The 14,642-nt window shown below is 64.0% G+C and carries 16 protein-coding genes; 15 read left to right on the top strand and 1 reads right to left on the bottom strand.

What is annotated here, in order from left to right; genetic code table 11:
• Nucleotides 1-23: 23 nt before the first annotated feature.
• Nucleotides 24-1,328, top strand: coding sequence for an alpha/beta hydrolase (locus tag JHL16_RS27975; RefSeq protein ID WP_200188173.1), 1,305 nt, complete (start codon nt 24-26; stop codon nt 1,326-1,328).
• A gap of 23 nt (nt 1,329-1,351) precedes the next feature.
• On the opposite strand, the gene JHL16_RS27980 is transcribed toward JHL16_RS27975, so the two are convergent.
• Complete coding sequence (locus tag JHL16_RS27980; RefSeq protein ID WP_200188174.1) at nt 1,352-2,056, bottom strand: GntR family transcriptional regulator; 705 nt, start codon at nt 2,054-2,056, stop codon at nt 1,352-1,354.
• Nucleotides 2,057-2,351: 295 nt separating this feature from the next.
• Between JHL16_RS27980 and JHL16_RS27985 the strand changes: the two genes are divergently transcribed.
• The 14 genes from JHL16_RS27985 to JHL16_RS28050 are packed head-to-tail and all read left to right on the top strand — an operon-like array spanning nt 2,352 to nt 14,631.
• Nucleotides 2,352-3,857: an aldehyde dehydrogenase family protein gene (locus JHL16_RS27985; RefSeq protein ID WP_200188175.1), complete on the top strand. Its 1,506-nt coding sequence runs from the start codon at nt 2,352-2,354 to the stop codon at nt 3,855-3,857.
• Nucleotides 3,850-4,656 carry an ABC transporter ATP-binding protein gene (locus tag JHL16_RS27990; RefSeq protein WP_200188176.1) on the top strand — a complete coding sequence of 269 codons (807 nt, stop codon included), beginning with the start codon at nt 3,850-3,852 and terminating at the stop codon, nt 4,654-4,656. The genes JHL16_RS27985 and JHL16_RS27990 overlap by 8 nt, the downstream gene beginning before the upstream one ends.
• The gene (locus JHL16_RS27995) at nt 4,656-5,453 is read left to right on the top strand and encodes an ABC transporter permease (RefSeq protein ID WP_137853910.1); all 798 of its coding nucleotides are present in this window, start codon (nt 4,656-4,658) and stop codon (nt 5,451-5,453) included. Before JHL16_RS27990 ends, JHL16_RS27995 begins: the two co-directional genes overlap by 1 nt.
• 21 nt (nt 5,454-5,474) lie before the next feature.
• Nucleotides 5,475-6,470, top strand: coding sequence for an ABC transporter substrate-binding protein (locus JHL16_RS28000; protein ID WP_200188177.1), 996 nt, complete (start codon nt 5,475-5,477; stop codon nt 6,468-6,470).
• A gap of 17 nt (nt 6,471-6,487) precedes the next feature.
• A complete protein-coding gene (locus JHL16_RS28005) occupies nt 6,488-7,414 on the top strand; it encodes an ABC transporter substrate-binding protein (RefSeq protein ID WP_200188178.1) in 927 nt (308 codons plus the stop codon).
• A complete protein-coding gene (locus tag JHL16_RS28010) occupies nt 7,411-8,565 on the top strand; it encodes an NAD(P)/FAD-dependent oxidoreductase (RefSeq protein WP_200188179.1) in 1,155 nt (384 codons plus the stop codon). The genes JHL16_RS28005 and JHL16_RS28010 overlap by 4 nt, the downstream gene beginning before the upstream one ends.
• A complete protein-coding gene (locus JHL16_RS28015; protein ID WP_200188180.1) occupies nt 8,562-8,807 on the top strand; it encodes a (2Fe-2S)-binding protein in 246 nt (81 codons plus the stop codon). The genes JHL16_RS28010 and JHL16_RS28015 overlap by 4 nt, the downstream gene beginning before the upstream one ends.
• A complete protein-coding gene (locus tag JHL16_RS28020) occupies nt 8,804-10,225 on the top strand; it encodes an FAD-dependent oxidoreductase (protein ID WP_200188181.1) in 1,422 nt (473 codons plus the stop codon). The genes JHL16_RS28015 and JHL16_RS28020 overlap by 4 nt, the downstream gene beginning before the upstream one ends.
• The gene (locus JHL16_RS28025; protein WP_200188182.1) at nt 10,222-10,641 is read left to right on the top strand and encodes a PPC domain-containing DNA-binding protein; all 420 of its coding nucleotides are present in this window, start codon (nt 10,222-10,224) and stop codon (nt 10,639-10,641) included. Before JHL16_RS28020 ends, JHL16_RS28025 begins: the two co-directional genes overlap by 4 nt.
• Before the next feature lie 26 nt (nt 10,642-10,667).
• A complete protein-coding gene (locus JHL16_RS28030; protein WP_200188183.1) occupies nt 10,668-11,240 on the top strand; it encodes an ECF transporter S component in 573 nt (190 codons plus the stop codon).
• Nucleotides 11,241-11,246: 6 nt separating this feature from the next.
• Nucleotides 11,247-12,032: an energy-coupling factor transporter transmembrane component T family protein gene (locus JHL16_RS28035; protein WP_200188184.1), complete on the top strand. Its 786-nt coding sequence runs from the start codon at nt 11,247-11,249 to the stop codon at nt 12,030-12,032.
• Nucleotides 12,023-12,874: an ATP-binding cassette domain-containing protein gene (locus JHL16_RS28040; RefSeq protein ID WP_200188185.1), complete on the top strand. Its 852-nt coding sequence runs from the start codon at nt 12,023-12,025 to the stop codon at nt 12,872-12,874. The genes JHL16_RS28035 and JHL16_RS28040 overlap by 10 nt, the downstream gene beginning before the upstream one ends.
• Entirely contained in the window at nt 12,861-13,661 is an 801-nt protein-coding gene (locus JHL16_RS28045) for an energy-coupling factor ABC transporter ATP-binding protein (protein ID WP_200188186.1), read from the top strand. Before JHL16_RS28040 ends, JHL16_RS28045 begins: the two co-directional genes overlap by 14 nt.
• Nucleotides 13,662-13,668: 7 nt before the next feature.
• On the top strand, nt 13,669-14,631 hold the full coding sequence (locus tag JHL16_RS28050; RefSeq protein WP_200188187.1) for a nucleoside hydrolase: 963 nt from the start codon (nt 13,669-13,671) through the stop codon (nt 14,629-14,631).
• Nucleotides 14,632-14,642 lie beyond the last annotated feature (11 nt).

Here is a 14,642-nt window from a genome sequence, read left to right on the forward strand (position 1 = left end):
TCCTGAGCAACCAGGTGACATGCATGCGCCGCTTTCTGTCTGGATCAGTGTGCGTCGTCCTCTCCGTGCTTTTCAACATCTTCGCCGCAACCGCCGGCTTCGCTCAATCGCCCAATGACGACGATATCCACATATCGGCGATCGCCGAGTTCTATGCCATACACAGCTACTCGAAGCGCAAGAAGCACAAGGCACTGGCGGTCGGGCCGGGCGGTTATTGGAGCAACATCGACGGTCTGGCATCGGCCGCGGCCGCCCGCAAAGCCGCGCTTGCCGGTTGCAATCAGGTATTACGCACCGCGCCCTACAAGAGTCTGGCGAAACGGCGTTGTGTCCTGTTCGATGTCGACGGCGAAAGAACCGGCAAAGGCAGTCCCGTCGGCATCCCCTTCGGCACCGCAGCCAGCGGGCCGGACCTCCCCTATGACTACGGAGGCAAGTGGGAAGCCACCAGCATGCCGCGGCGCGGCACGCTGCTTCTTCTCCATGGCTGCAATAAACTCCAGGATGTCGGCGGCTGGCTGCGGTCTTGGATCAACTTCTATCGCGCCAACGGCTTTCGGGTCGTCCTCCCCAACTCATTCGTTGAACCGCGCGGTCCGGAAATGTGCGGCGATCCCGGGGAGTTCGGAATCGATGTGCAATCGCGCAATGTCAAATTTCGCATCGCGCAAACCTTGCGCACCCTTGCCACCATTCGCCAGAAATATCCGGGCGAGCCGATCTATGTGCACGGACAGTCGGAGGGCGGCTATGTCGCTCAGGCGCTGGGTGAAAGGCTGGACGGCATCATCGTAACCGGCGCGCCATGTGGGTTCGGCGCCGCCAGGACCTATCGGGCCGGCGAGGGAACGCCGATCATGTTCATCGCCGGCACCAAGGACGCGTCCATCTGGAATGCGCGATCAGCGAAGCAACTTGCCTCTTATTGCAGGAAGGTAGACGGAGACGGCAAGATGACGACTGTCTCGGTCGCCGGCCTGGGTCACTACGCGGCGCTTTGGTGGCCCGGCGTTCGCGACGCCGTCAGCAAATTCCTGAAGGTCAAGCCGATCACCGTGCAGCGCAATGAAACCAAAGATGTGAAATTTCCCTACATCACGCCCGCAGATCTGAAGCAATATCAGGACTTCAAACATCCCAAGGCCATCGCAGCCGCGAAGACCGGCGTGTGGTCGTGGTATCCGGAAGGCGAAACCATGCTGGACAGCGAAGAGATGGCCCTGTTCGCTTGTGACGAAGCCGCCGGCGGTGATGCCTTTCTGGATGCCACCAACACGCATACCTGCGTCATCGTTGATCGGAACGGCAAGAGATTGGTCAAGTAAGGAGCGGAATCCCCGGCCAGAGATCAGAACTTCAAGCTTCGCGCCAAGGCCAGCGTATCTTCCGCCAGCACCCGCACATGATCGCGCAAGGCGGTCGAGGCGGCGGCGCCGTCGCGCTTGAGGAGCGCGCTGAAGACTTCCTCATGCTCGCGCAGCGCCGTCTCGGTGCGGCCTGGGCGGAAAGTGATGAAGCGGCGATAGGGCGACAGGCGCTTGTTCAAATGCTCGATCTGCTCGCTCAGCATCTGATTGTGAGCGGCCTTCTGGATCGCCTCGTGGAACTGCCCGTTGGTCTGATAGTATTTCTTGGGATCGAGCGATGAGGCGGCTTCGATGCAGGCGTGGTGCGTCTCGACGATCACTTTCTCATCCGCTTCATCCATGCGCTCACACGCGAGACGGGCGGCCACGCCTTCGAGTTCGGCCACGACCTCGAACAGGTCCATCACCTCGCCGACCGTCGGGCGCGCCACGATGGCGCCGATGCGCGGCTGGAATTCGACCAGCCCCTTGGCGGCGAGCGCCCGCAAGGCCTCGCGCACCGGCGTGCGCGACACGGAATAATGATTGCCGATGGTGACTTCGTCGAGCTTGGCGCCCGGGGACAGGCGGCCTTCGATGATCTGCGTTTCGAGATCGGCGCCGATATCACTGCCGAGAGCCCAGCCCTTCTTACGCGGGCTTCCCTTCTTCGCGGGCCCTGGCGCTGCGGCAAGAACACTCTTCATGTGATTCCCCGTATTCTTCCTGTGTAGCGCGCTTTGCCGCGGCGTGGGAACACCCCGCTGCAGGAATCGCGCCGAATCAATATGTTGGAGCACATCCACAACGCCCCCGCGCGGGTGCTTTCCAGACTCCTGGTGAGATCGGCTCCAATGGGCTTGCAATCGCTACGCTGAGTCATTAGGCTTCGTGTATACACGACGTACGCACAAATTATGACGGAAATGCCGCCCTGATGCAATTCATTCCCGACGCTCCGCACAAAAACCTCGCGGCCCGCCTTGGAGAAAGGCCAAGAATGTGAGCGCGTCCGTGCCTTTGACCGACATTCGGGATTTCAAGCTTCATATCGCTGGCGAATGGCAGACCGGCACCGGCGAGCGTCGGCAAGTGCGCAGTCCCGCCACGGGCACGCTGATCGCCACCGTCACCGAGGCAACAGATCACGATGTGGCGGCGGCCTGTGATGCGGCCGCAGCGGCTTTTCCGGCCTGGGCGGCGACCGACACGGCCGAACGCGCCCGCCTGCTGCGTGGGCTCGCACGGATCATCGCCGAACGCATGGACGGCCTGGCCGAGCTCGAATCTGCCGTGACCGGAAGGCCGATCCGCGAGATGCGGGCGCAAATGGGCCGTATTCCGGAATGGCTCGATTATTTCGCCGGCATCATTCTCGGCCTCGAAGGCGAAGCGAACCGCGTCAAAGGCGGCTTCCTCACTTATACGCAATACCGCCCCTATGGCGTCTGCGCGCTGCTGACGCCATGGAACCACCCGGTTCTCATCCTGGTGAAGAAACTCGCGGCGGCCCTTGCCGCCGGCAACACGCTGGTCATCAAGCCGTCGGAACTGGCGCCGGTTTCGCCGCTGCTCATCGCCCAATGGGCGCGCGAAGCGGGATTGCCTGCCGGGGCGGTCAATGTCGTCACCGGCGGGGCCACCGCCGGCGCGGCGCTGGTGAATAATCCCCAAGTTGCGCGCATCGATCTCACCGGCGGCACCACCACCGGCAAACGCGTCGCCGCCGCAGCCGCGGAACGGCTGGTGCCCTGCACGCTGGAGCTCGGCGGCAAGACGCCAGTCGTCATCTTCGCCGACAGCCAGCTCGACGAAGCGGTTGCCGGCGCGCTGTTCTCAGCCTTCGTCGCGGCCGGCCAGACCTGCGTCTCGGGCTCACGATTCCTGGTCGAGGACTCCATCTATCCACAGTTCATCGCCAAGCTGACCGAGCGGGTGAAACGTCTCAAGATCGGCGATCCGGCCCTGCCGGATACCGATATCGGGCCCGTCATCTCGGCTGCCTCGCGCGACCGCTGCTTCGCTTTCATCGCCGAAACGAAGGCCGATGGCGCCCGCCTGCTCGTCGGCGGCGAGCGGCCGGCGCTTTCAAGTAATCTTAGCGACGGCTTCTTCGTGCCGCCGACCGTCTTCGCCGATGTCACGCCGAAGATGCGGCTCTTCCGCGACGAGGTGTTCGGCCCGGTCGTCAGCGTCACGCCGTTCCGCGACGAGGAGCACGCCCTGGCGCTTGCCAACGACTCGGACTTCGCGCTCGGCGCCGCCATCTGGAGCCGTGACATCATCAGGGCACATCGCGTGGCGGGCAAAATCCGCGCCGGCGTGACCTGGATCAACGACCATCACAAGAACGATCCACGCTCGATCTGGGGCGGCTATGACATGAGTGGCTATGGCAAGGAAAATGGCTGGGACGCACTCAAGAGCTATCTGACCAAAAGCAGCGTCGTGGTGCGCACCGAAGCCCAGTTCAGCGACTGGTTCGCCGGAGGCCATCGCTATGGCTGAGCCGCGGCGCGTCCCACCACCGGCGCCGGAAGCCTTCGTCAGCATCGCCGGCCTGTCGCTTACCTATGGCGCACCTGGCCAGGTGCTGGTCAATGCGCTCCAGGATATCGACATCGCCATCGACAAGGGCCAATTCGTCTCGCTCATCGGCCCGTCCGGCTGCGGCAAGAGCACGCTCCTCCGCATCATCGGCGATCTTTTGTCGCCCAGCACCGGCAAGGTGCTGATCGGCGGCAGTGAGCCGCGCGAGGCGCGCCTCGACCGTGAGATCGGCTTCGTCTTCCAGGACGCGGCGCTCCTCGAATGGCGCCGCATCCGCGAGAACATCGCATTGCCGCTCGAATTGCGCGGCACGCCGAAAGCCGAACGCGAACGCAAGGCGGAAGAACTCATCCAGCTTGTCGGCCTCGATGGCTTCCAGAAAGCCTGGCCGCGTCAACTTTCGGGCGGCATGCGCCAGCGCGCGGCGATCGCCCGCGCCCTTTCCACCAATCCGCGCATCCTGCTGCTCGACGAGCCTTTCGGCGCGCTCGATCAGATCACCCGCGACCGGCTCAATATGGAACTCGCCCGCATCCATGAAGTGACCGGCGTCACCGTGGTGCTCGTCACCCATTCGATCCGCGAGGCGGTGCTGCTTTCCGACCGTATCGTGGTGCTGACGCCGCGCCCGGGCCGCATCTCACGCTTTATCGATGTCGACCTGCCGCGCCCACGCGGCCTCGAAGTGCGCAATGACGAACGTTTCGACGACCTCGTCCGCCTCGGCAACCGCGAGCTGGAAAAGGGTTATATGTGATGTCGGATACGGTTCAGAAGCTTCTGCGGCCGAACGGCTTCGTCGACCTGGCCTGGCCTCCGGTCGCGGCCTTCATCGCCATCGTCATCCTGTGGGAAGGCCTGATCGCGGTCTTCGAAATTCCGGTTTACATACTGCCCTCGCCGGCGAGCATCTGGCTGGCGATCACCACCAATCCCGGTCCGCTTTTCGGCCATGCCGGCATCACGCTTTATGAAGCCGTCGCCGGCTTCATCATCGGCTCCCTGATGGGCGCCGTGCTCGGCACGGTCTTCGCTTATTCGAAGATCATCGCCCGTGGCCTGCTTCCCTATGTGATCGCCGCCAACACCATTCCGGTGGTCGCGGTGGCGCCGATCATCATCATCTGGTTCGGCCACGGCATCGGCTCGAAGATCGCCGTCACGGCGTTCCTGTCCTTCTTCCCACTGGCGCTCAACATGATGAAGGGGCTGCAATCCTATGACCGCACGATCATGGACGTGTTCCATATCGCGGCGGCAAACGGCCCGCAGCGCTTCTTCAAGATGCGCCTGCCGAGCGCGCTGCCCTATGTCTTCGTTGGGCTGAAGCTCAATGTCACCTTCTCGGTGATCGGCGCCATCGTCGCCGAATTCGTGCAGGCCGACAAAGGCCTGGGCTTCGTCATCATGACGTCCTACCGCACGCTGGCCATGCCGAGATTGTGGGCCGCGATGCTCATGTCGGCGCTCATCGGCATCGCTTTCTTCGCGCTGATCGCTCTGCTCGAACGCATCTTCGTGCCGTGGCACGCCTCGGCGCAGGACAACCGATAACAAGCAACTAGGGAGTAGCAAATGAATAGATTTCTCAAGACGCTCTTTGCCACGGCGGCGCTCGTCGCGGCGAGCCTGCCGGCCATGGCCGAAACCATGCGCCTCGAATGGGTGATGCAGGGCCAGTTCGCCGGCCCGATCGTCGCCTTCGAGAAAGGCTATTACAAGGAAGCGGGCGTCGACCTGCAGCTCCAGCCGGCAGGCCCGGACATCAAGGCCTCGGTGACGGTCGCCACCGGCGCCGACACCTACGGCATCGGCCATGCCAATCAGGTCATCTCGGCGCGCGCCAATGGCGCACCGCTCGTCATGATCAGCCAGCACGGCCAGAAAAGCGCCACCACCTATATCGCCCGCAAGGACAGCGGCATCACCTCGATCAAGGACATGGCCGGCCACAGCGTCGGCCTGTGGTTCGGCGGCGACGAACAGGAATTCCTGGCGATGCTGGCGAATGCCGGCATCGACCAGTCGGCGGTGAAAATCATCAGCCAGGGCTACGACATCATCGGCTGGCTCAACAAGGATTACGAAGTCATGCAGGTCACGCTCTATAACGAGTTGCTGCAGGTCTATCGCCAGGGTTTCAAGAAAGAAGATCTCGTCTTCATCGATCCGCCCGATGACGCCTCGCTGGTCAGCGGCGGCCTGTTCACCACCGAGAAGCAGATCCAGGAGAATCCGAAAGCGGTGCAGGCGGTGGTCGACGCCACCTTGCGCGGCTGGAAGGAAGCGCTCGCCGACCCGAAGGCGGCGGCCGAGATCGTGCTCAAATACAATAGCGAGCTCAAGCTCGACGAGCAGGTCGAGCAGATCAAGGCGATGGGCGATCTCTTCTGCGCCGGCCCGACGCTGAAAGGTGAGTTCGGCAAGTCGGAGCTCAAAATCTACGAAGTGGCGCAGAAGATCCTGGTCGGCGCCAAACTCATCGATCAGCCGATCGATCTGAACAAGGCCTTCACCAACGCGTTCTGGGAGAAGGCGCCCGCCGACTACAAGACGCTCGACTGCAAATAAAGGACAACAGGCATTCCATGACGACCGTTCGCATCCGTCTTCTCTGGCACAAACAGGCACAATTCGCGGGCTTTCTGCTGGCGGAGAAACTTGGCCTGGCGCGCAGAAGCGGCGTCGAGATCGTCTGCGAAGGCCTCGATTTCAACATGAAACACGTGGCGGCGGTCCTCTCCGGCGCCACGCAAATGTCCGTCGCGAGCCCGGCTCACATATTGGAGAGCCGGGCACCGGAGAAGCTGCGCTTCATCCTGACCATCCAGCAGGAGAGTCCACTCGTCTATCCGGCGCGCAAGACAAAAGGCTTCACCAAGCCGACCGATCTCAAGAACGGCAAGATCGGCGTATGGCCCGGTCACGAAGATCTCGAACTGCGCTGGATGCTACAGCGGGCCGGCCTTGCCCCCGACGCGGTCGAGCGTATCGCCATGCCGGATACGGTCGGTCCTTTCCTCAAGGGCGATCTCACCTCGGCGCAGATGACAAATTATCATGAGCTGCATGTGGTCGAGAAAGCGCTGGGCCACGACGCGCTGACGATCTTCTCGGCGCGCGATTACGACTGCTCGCTGATCAAGGACGGCCTCGTCGTGGCGCGCGATTTCGCCGCCGAGAAACCGGCGGCCGTGCAGGCCGTCGTCGATGCGGTGCTCGAAGGCTGGACCATCGCCTTCAGCGAGCCCGAACGCGCCGTCGAAGCGTGCCGTGAGGCTCGGCCGGATATGAGCGACGAAGAGCATCGCCAGCAGCTCGCCGATATCCGCGCGCTCGCCATCCGTGGTGCCACGCTGAGCCACGGCCTGGGTTATCCCGATCCTCGCCATGTGGCGCGCGCCGCCCAGGCGATGGCCGAGGTCGAGAACAAGAGCGTGCCGTGTGAAGAAACTGGGGATGCGCGCTTCTGGCAAGCGGCGCCGGAAGCCTTCCGGGGAAGGAACTGGGCTTGAGCGAGAGCCTGCCCAAGGCTGCGGATGTGGTCGTCGTCGGCGGTGGCGTCGTCGGCGCTGCCGTGGCGCGCCAAACGGCGAAGGACGGGCTCAAGACGGTGCTGCTTGAGGCCAAGGCCTTTGGCGGCGCGGTCAGCGGCGCCAGCCTCGCCTGTCTCGGCACGCATATGCATAATATCGAGGAACTGCCGATCCTCCTCGAGGCTTGTGCTCTGTGGCAGTCGCTGTCGGAGGAGCTCGGCGACAGCTTCGAATATAACCGCAGCGGCCAGCTGCGTTTCATCCTGAAGCCGGAAGATGTCGCGATCGCCGAACGCTGGATCGCCGGCGAGCGGGCCGCCGGCCTCGCGCCTGAGCTTCTGTCGCCCAAAGAGGCGCAAGAGGTCGAGCCGCTGCTCACCGGGCCGATCCATGCGGCGACCTGGGCGCCGGATTCGGCGACCGTCAATCCATTCCTCGCCGTGCGCGCCCTTCTGGCCGACGGCAAACGAGCCGGCGTCATGGCCTTCGCCGAAACGCCGGTCGAGCGTCTCCTGCTCGATGGCGACCGCATCACCGGCGTCCGGACGTCGCGCGGCGACATCAGCGCCGGCCATATCGTCCTGGCCGCAGGCCCGTGGAGCGCCAGGGTCGCGCGCAGCATCGGCCTCACTGTCCCGATCGTGGCACGGCAAGCGCAATGCCTCGCCTCGGTGCGCCTGCCGCCCTCGATACGCCGGGTGATCGGGGCCTGCGAATCCGCCGGCGGCGTCGAAAGCGGCTATACCCAGATTCAGCAGGCGGCGAGCGGCCAGATCCTGTTCAACACCGTGATGGCGCCGCAGCAGACGCCGGCCGGCGCGGAAGACCGTATCAATGAAGTACCGCGCCGTTTCGTGCGCGACTCCATCGCCATGCTCACCACCTTGTTTCCGAGCCTCGCCAATATCCTCATGCTGCGTTCCTGGGTGCGCTTCGAAGGGGTGACACCGGATGACCGCTTCATGGCCGGACGCCTCCAGGATGGCCTTCTCATCGCCGCCGGCGACAACGGCACCGGCTTCACCCGCGCGCTGTTCCTCGCCCAGCTGATCAGCCGGGCGGCCCGCGCGGCGACGGACGCGCGCGACGGTTTCTACAACCCGCTCCGTTTCGCCGGAGGCAAGCCATGAGCCCCGTGGTCACACTCCTTATCAACGGCGCGCCCATCGAGGCCGAAGCGGGTGTCACGGTCGCCAGCGTGCTGCATCGGCAACGACCGGCGTTGCGTGTAAGCCCGAGGCTCCAGGCGCCGCGCGGCCTCTATTGCGGCATGGGTGTGTGCTTCGAATGCGTCGTCACGATCGACGGCCAGACGCAGCGCGCGTGCATCACGCAAGTGCGCGACGGCATGGTGGTCGAGGTGGCGTCGTGAACGCCCGGCTCCTCACCTGTGACGTGCTGGTGGTCGGCGCCGGTCCGGCCGGGCTTGCTGCCGCCGCAGCGGCACGCGAAAGCGGCGCCGATGTTATCTGCATCGATCTTTTCGCCCGTGCCGGTGGGCAATACACCATGCAGCCGGCGGCATCCGACAGCCCATTCCACGCCGCTCCACAAGTGAGGCAGGGCCGTGAAGCCATCGCGCATTGCCAGGCGCTCGGCGTCCGGATGCTGCTCGAAACCGAGATCTTCTGGGCCGAGCCTGGTTTTGTCATTTTTGCCCATCAGAAGGGCGAGGCCATCACGGTCAGGGCCAAGACGGTGGTCGCGGCGACGGGCGGCATGGAACGCCCAATCCCCTTCGAGGGCTGGACCTTGCCAGGGGTCATCAGCGCCGGCGCGGCGCAGCGTCTCGTCAAAGCCAATGGCACACGCCCCGGCCAAAATATCGTGCTGGCCGGAACCGGCCCCTTCCTCTTCGCCGTCGCCGACACTTTCGCCAAAGCCGAAATTTCCTTGCGTGCCTATGTCGAAAGACAGAAGCCGGGCATCGGCACGATCGATCTCTTCATCAGCCATCCATCCCGTCTTGGCGAGGCGCTCGGCCTGTTGCGCAGCCTGCGGGCGACCGGCGCGCATCGTTACACCGGACATGGCATCATCGCCGCACTCGGCAAGGAGCGTGTCGAAGCGGTCCGCATCGCGCCGCTTGGACAGAACGGCCTGCCGGACAAATCCCGCGCCTTCACCATCGACAATGTGGATTGCCTGTGCGTCGGCCATGGTTTCCAGCCGGTCATCGACTTCACCAGCCTGCTCAAGGCGGCACACCGCCATGACGATGCGCTGGGCGGCTGGTATTGCGTGACCGATGCGCGGACACAGGCGACCGATGTGGCGGGGCTGTTCGCCGCCGGCGAGACGGCCGGCATTGGCGGCTTCCGCCCGGCGCGCCTCAGCGGCAGGCTCGCGGGCCTCCATGCCGCGCAAGCGGCCGGACGCCCGTTGCCTCATTTCGGCATCGACAAGCTGCATCGCGATATGATCCAGGCGCGCGCCTTCGCCGCCAGGCTCGCCCGGCTTTTTCCTTTCCCGGCCCATATCGCCGACGCACTTCCCGATCACGAGCTTGTCTGCCGCTGCGAGGACGTCTCGCGGGCGCAGATCAAGGCCGCCATCGCCGATGGCGCAAGCGATGTCTTCTCGGTCAAGATGTGGACCCGCGCCGGGATGGGCCCGTGCCAGGGCCGCGTCTGCGGCTCAGGCCTTGCTCATCTCGTTGCGAGCGCGCTCGGCAAACCGGCAGCCGAAGCCGGCTACAACCGGCCACATATGCCACTGCGCCCGGTGCCGTTGGCCGCGGCCGAAGCGGCGCTGGCGCTCGCCGATCTTCCCCATGGAGTTGAAACATGACGACCGCTTTGTCCAGCGGGGCGCGCTGCTACGCAATGCGCCTCGTGCCCGGCACCGACGTGCTGCAGGCCGTGCAGGATTTCGTGCGCGACAACGACCTCAAGGCGGTGGCGATCGTCACCGTCGTCGGCAGCCTGACCGATGCGGTGATCCGCTATGCCAACCAGCCGGGCGGCACGCTGTCGCAAGGCCATTTCGAGATCGTGTCGATGGTCGGCACCGTCGAGCCGACCGGCGCCCATGTCCACATCTCGCTCTCGGACGGGCAAGGCAAAATGTTCGGTGGCCATATGCTGCCGGGGTGCCTCGTCTACACCACCGCCGAGATCGTGCTCGCGCATCTCGAGGACTTCGTCTTCACGCGCGTTCCCTGCGCACTCTCAGGGTACGACGAGCTTGGCATTCAAAACATCTAACCGTTCACAACAAGGAGGGAACTGAGATGAAATTTGATACGCGTACATTGGTGCTGATGGCGATCGCCATCGTCATCAATATTGTCGTCGGGCAGATCGCCGTCTGGGTGAAACTGCCGCTTTATGTCGATGCGGTGGGCACCGTGCTCGTCGCCATTCTCGCCGGCCCGCTGGCGGGCGCCGTTACCGGCGTGCTCACCAATGTCATCTGGGGCCTGGTGTCGGATCCGACCGCCATGGCCTTCTTCCCGGTGTCGCTGGTCATCGGCCTCCTCGCCGGCTACCTGGCCAAACTCGGCTGGTTCCGCAATATCGGCATGACGGTCGTCTCCGGCATCGTCATCGGCATCATCAGCACGCTCGTCGCCATTCCGATCATCGTCTACATGTTCGGCGGCGTGACGGGTGCGGGCACCGACTTCGCCACGACATTCCTGGTCTCGGTCGGTCAGGAGCTGCTCAAATCCGTGGCGATCGCCAATCTCACGACGAACCTCGCAGACAAGATTCTCACCTGCGTGATCGCCTGGGTCATCGCCAGCCGGATGCCGAACCGCTTCACGGCCAGCTTCCCGTTCTATCAGCACTCGGCGAGCTGATCTCACATGATAACCCAGGGAAGCTCACAAACGGGCACGGCTCTGCTTTATGTGCCGGGCAATAGTTTCATCCACCGGATGAATCCGCTGACCAAGCTCGTGGGGCTTCTCTGGCTCGCGGCGACAACGTTCATGCTCCCCCCCGGCGGCATGGCCACGATTTTCGTCGCCACCTTCCTTTTCGGCGTCCTCGCGGGCGCCGGAAAGGCCTTCATCAAAAGGCTGATCCTGACACTCGGCCCCTTCGCGATCTTCCTGTTCGTCATCCATGGCGTCCTCATCGAGCGCCACGACACGATCCAGCATGAGTGGATTTCCTTCAGCCCCGAGGGTGCCCAGTACATGTTGAAGATCCTCGTCCGGGTCGCCGCTTTGCTTGCCGCTTCCATGCTCTTCGTCACCACCACACATCCCGCCAACCTGCTCAAGGCCCTCGACAGCCACGGCGTTCCGCCGGGCATCGCCTATCTGATCGCCAGTCCACTCCTTCTGCTCGAGCCCTTTTCCGCCCGCGCCCGCGCCATCCGCGATGCGCAGCAGGCCCGCGGCCTCGATCTCACCGGCAGCTGGAAGGCCCGCGTGAAAGCTTTCCCGGCCCTTCTCATTCCACTGGTCACGCTCGCGCTTTCCGATCTCGATCACCGCGCCACAGTGCTCGACGGCCGCGCCTTCCGCGCCCGCCCCTTCCGCGTCGTGCTCGATGCGCCGGTCGACCGGCCCTATGAACGCTGGCTGCGCCGCGCGCTTCTCATCGCCATCCCGCTTCAGATCGGAGTGCTGCTGTGGCTCTGATCGATATCGACAATCTCGTTTTCGGCTATGGCAAGGCAGCCCCTGTCCTCGACGGCGTGAGCCTCTCCATCGCGCATGGCGAACGCATCGCCATTCTTGGCGGCAATGGCTCGGGCAAGACGACCCTGGCGCAATGGATCGCCGGCAGCCTTCCCCGGCCGGGCATGACGGCGCGCAGCGGAACCCTTCATGCCGAAGGCAAGCCGTGGTCAGACTGGGACGCGCTCAAACGCGCGGAGACGATCCAGTTCGTCGGCCAGATCCCGTCGCAGCAGATCTCGGGCTTCGCTTTCACCGTCTATGACGAACTCGTCTTCGGCCCCGGCAATCTCGGCCTCGAAGAGGCTGAGATCCGCAAACGGGCCGACTGGGCGCTCGACACCTGCAATCTGCGCCATCTCGTGGAGCGCGATCCCTTCACGCTGTCGGGCGGCGAGCAGCAACGCCTGTCGATCGCGGCCGCCCTGGTGATGCAGCCCAAGGCCCTCGTGCTCGACGAGCCGACCGGCAATTTCGATCCTGAATCACGCGAGAAGCTCCTGAACCAGATCAATCAGCTGCCGGAAGACCTGACCGTCATCCTGTGCGACATGGCGCTCAAGCCGGCGCTCGCCATCGCCCGCCGCTTCCTACTGCTCGATGAAGGCCGCATCGTCGCCGACAGTGACGCGCAAGCGATCCTCGCCCATCCGCGCACGCTCGAAGTCTTCGGCGCGCCGGCGGTGACGGAAGCGGCACTGGCGATCCGCGCCGCCGGACGCTGGCCCGAAGGCAAGCCTTTGCCCCTCACCTATGGCCAGGCGGAAGCCCTGTTCAAGGAGGTCAGCCATGCTCACGGTTGATCAGGTCGCGTTCCATTACAGCGCGGCGACGCCGGTGCTGCGTGAGGTGAGCTTCCGCTCTGAAGGTGGTGAGATCCTGGCGCTGGTCGGGCGCAATGGCGCCGGCAAGAGCACGCTGCTCAGGCTGCTCAACGGCCTACGCAAACCGACACAGGGGGCGGTCGTCATCGCCGGTAAGAACACCCGAGACACGCCGCCCCATATCATCTCGCATTCAATCGGCACTGTCTTCCAGACGCCGGAACAGCAGATCTTCAACGCCACGGTGCGCGACGAGGTGGCCTTCGGCCCCAACAACCTGCCGCTCACGCCACAGCAGCGCGAGGAGCGTGTGGTCCGCGCGCTCGCACGAACACGTCTCACCGACTTCGCCGGCAAACATCCGCTCGATCTCGACCAGGCACAGCGCCGCTTCGTGGCGCTCGCCTCGGTGCTCGCCTCGCAGCCACCGGCCCTGCTTCTCGATGAGCCGCAGCGCGGCCTGGATCAGCGCGGCAAGAACCTGCTCGAAGAGATCATCCGTGAGGAACAGGCGGCGGGGCGCTGCATCATAATCGTCTGCCATGACATGGAATTCGTCGCCCGGCTCGCCAGCCGCATCATCGCTTTGTCGGAAGGCCGGCTCTCAGCCGATATGGCGCCGGTCGATTTCTTCAGCGATGCCCCGGCGATGGCGGCGGCAAGCGTCGAGCCACCCGACACACTCAGGCTTTCGGCGGCGCTCGGCCTGCCCGCAAGTCTTACCCCTTCTTCCTTCGCCGACCACTGGCTGGCGCGACACAACTGAGGCTGACATGAGACTGATTATCGATACCGACACCGCAGGCGACGACGCCTTCTCGATCCTGCTTGCGCTCAAGACACCGGGCGTCACGCTCGAGGCGATCACCATCTGCAACGGCAATGTGGATTTCAGCCAGCAGACCGAAAACGCACTCTATACGCTGGAAGTGGCAGGCTATTCGGACAAGGTACCGGTCTATCAAGGCTGTCCGTTGCCCTTGCTGCGCAAAGAGGTCGATGCCACCGAATTCTTCGGCGTCGACGGCATGAGCGACGCGCATTTCCCGAAAGCGAAGCAGCGGCCGGAATCAAAACATGCGGTCGACGCGATCATCGATCTCGTAATGTCCAATCCGGGCGAGATCGACATATTGGCGCAGGCGCCGCTCACCAATATCGCGACGGCCTATGCCAAGGAGCCGCGCATCGTGAAGGCGCTCCGGCATTTGTGGATCATGGGCGGCACCGACAATTCGCTCGGCAACACCACGCCCGCTTCCGAGTTCAATTTCTATGTCGATCCAGAGGCCGCGAAGATGGTGATCAATGCCGGCTTCCGCCAGACTTTGTCGACCTGGACGCTGACGATGAATTCCGGGATCCTGCCGCAGGAAGCGCTGGCCCGCATCGAGGCGATGAATACGCCGCTGTCGCGCTTTTTCATGACGGTGAGCCAGGCGCCGTTCAAACGTACCAAGGTGCGTTACGGCTCGCCCCTCAGCACCCATCCCGATTCACTCACCTGCGCCTGTGCCATCGACGAAAGCCTCATTCTCGAAGCCGCCGACTGCCTGGTCGATGTCGAGACGGGCAGTGAGCTGACACGCGCTTATTCCAGCATCTGCGTGCCGCTCGACGAGGAGCAGGCCAAGATCGACAAATTGTGGCCCGCGGGCAAGCCCAACTGCCGCGTCATCAAGAAGGCGGACACGGATCGCTTCGCCGAAAAACTCATCGCCGTGCTCGACACCTGAACATCGAACGC

The organism is Taklimakanibacter albus (genome assembly GCF_016595235.1).
In the GTDB taxonomy this organism is placed as follows: Bacteria; Pseudomonadota; Alphaproteobacteria; order Rhizobiales; family Aestuariivirgaceae; genus Taklimakanibacter; species Taklimakanibacter albus.

Coding starts and splice junctions, on each gene's coding strand:
- JHL16_RS28015 (WP_200188180.1), top strand. CDS start 8,562: ATGAGCCCCGTGGTCACACTCCTTATCAACGGCGCGCCCATCGAGGCC.
- JHL16_RS28030 (WP_200188183.1), top strand. CDS start 10,668: ATGAAATTTGATACGCGTACATTGGTGCTGATGGCGATCGCCATCGTC.
- JHL16_RS28045 (WP_200188186.1), top strand. CDS start 12,861: ATGCTCACGGTTGATCAGGTCGCGTTCCATTACAGCGCGGCGACGCCG.
- JHL16_RS27990 (WP_200188176.1), top strand. CDS start 3,850: ATGGCTGAGCCGCGGCGCGTCCCACCACCGGCGCCGGAAGCCTTCGTC.
- JHL16_RS28035 (WP_200188184.1), top strand. CDS start 11,247: ATGATAACCCAGGGAAGCTCACAAACGGGCACGGCTCTGCTTTATGTG.
- JHL16_RS27975 (WP_200188173.1), top strand. CDS start 24: ATGCGCCGCTTTCTGTCTGGATCAGTGTGCGTCGTCCTCTCCGTGCTT.
- JHL16_RS28025 (WP_200188182.1), top strand. CDS start 10,222: ATGACGACCGCTTTGTCCAGCGGGGCGCGCTGCTACGCAATGCGCCTC.
- JHL16_RS27980 (WP_200188174.1), bottom strand. CDS start 2,056: ATGAAGAGTGTTCTTGCCGCAGCGCCAGGGCCCGCGAAGAAGGGAAGC.
- JHL16_RS28000 (WP_200188177.1), top strand. CDS start 5,475: ATGAATAGATTTCTCAAGACGCTCTTTGCCACGGCGGCGCTCGTCGCG.
- JHL16_RS28005 (WP_200188178.1), top strand. CDS start 6,488: ATGACGACCGTTCGCATCCGTCTTCTCTGGCACAAACAGGCACAATTC.
- JHL16_RS28050 (WP_200188187.1), top strand. CDS start 13,669: ATGAGACTGATTATCGATACCGACACCGCAGGCGACGACGCCTTCTCG.
- JHL16_RS27995 (WP_137853910.1), top strand. CDS start 4,656: ATGTCGGATACGGTTCAGAAGCTTCTGCGGCCGAACGGCTTCGTCGAC.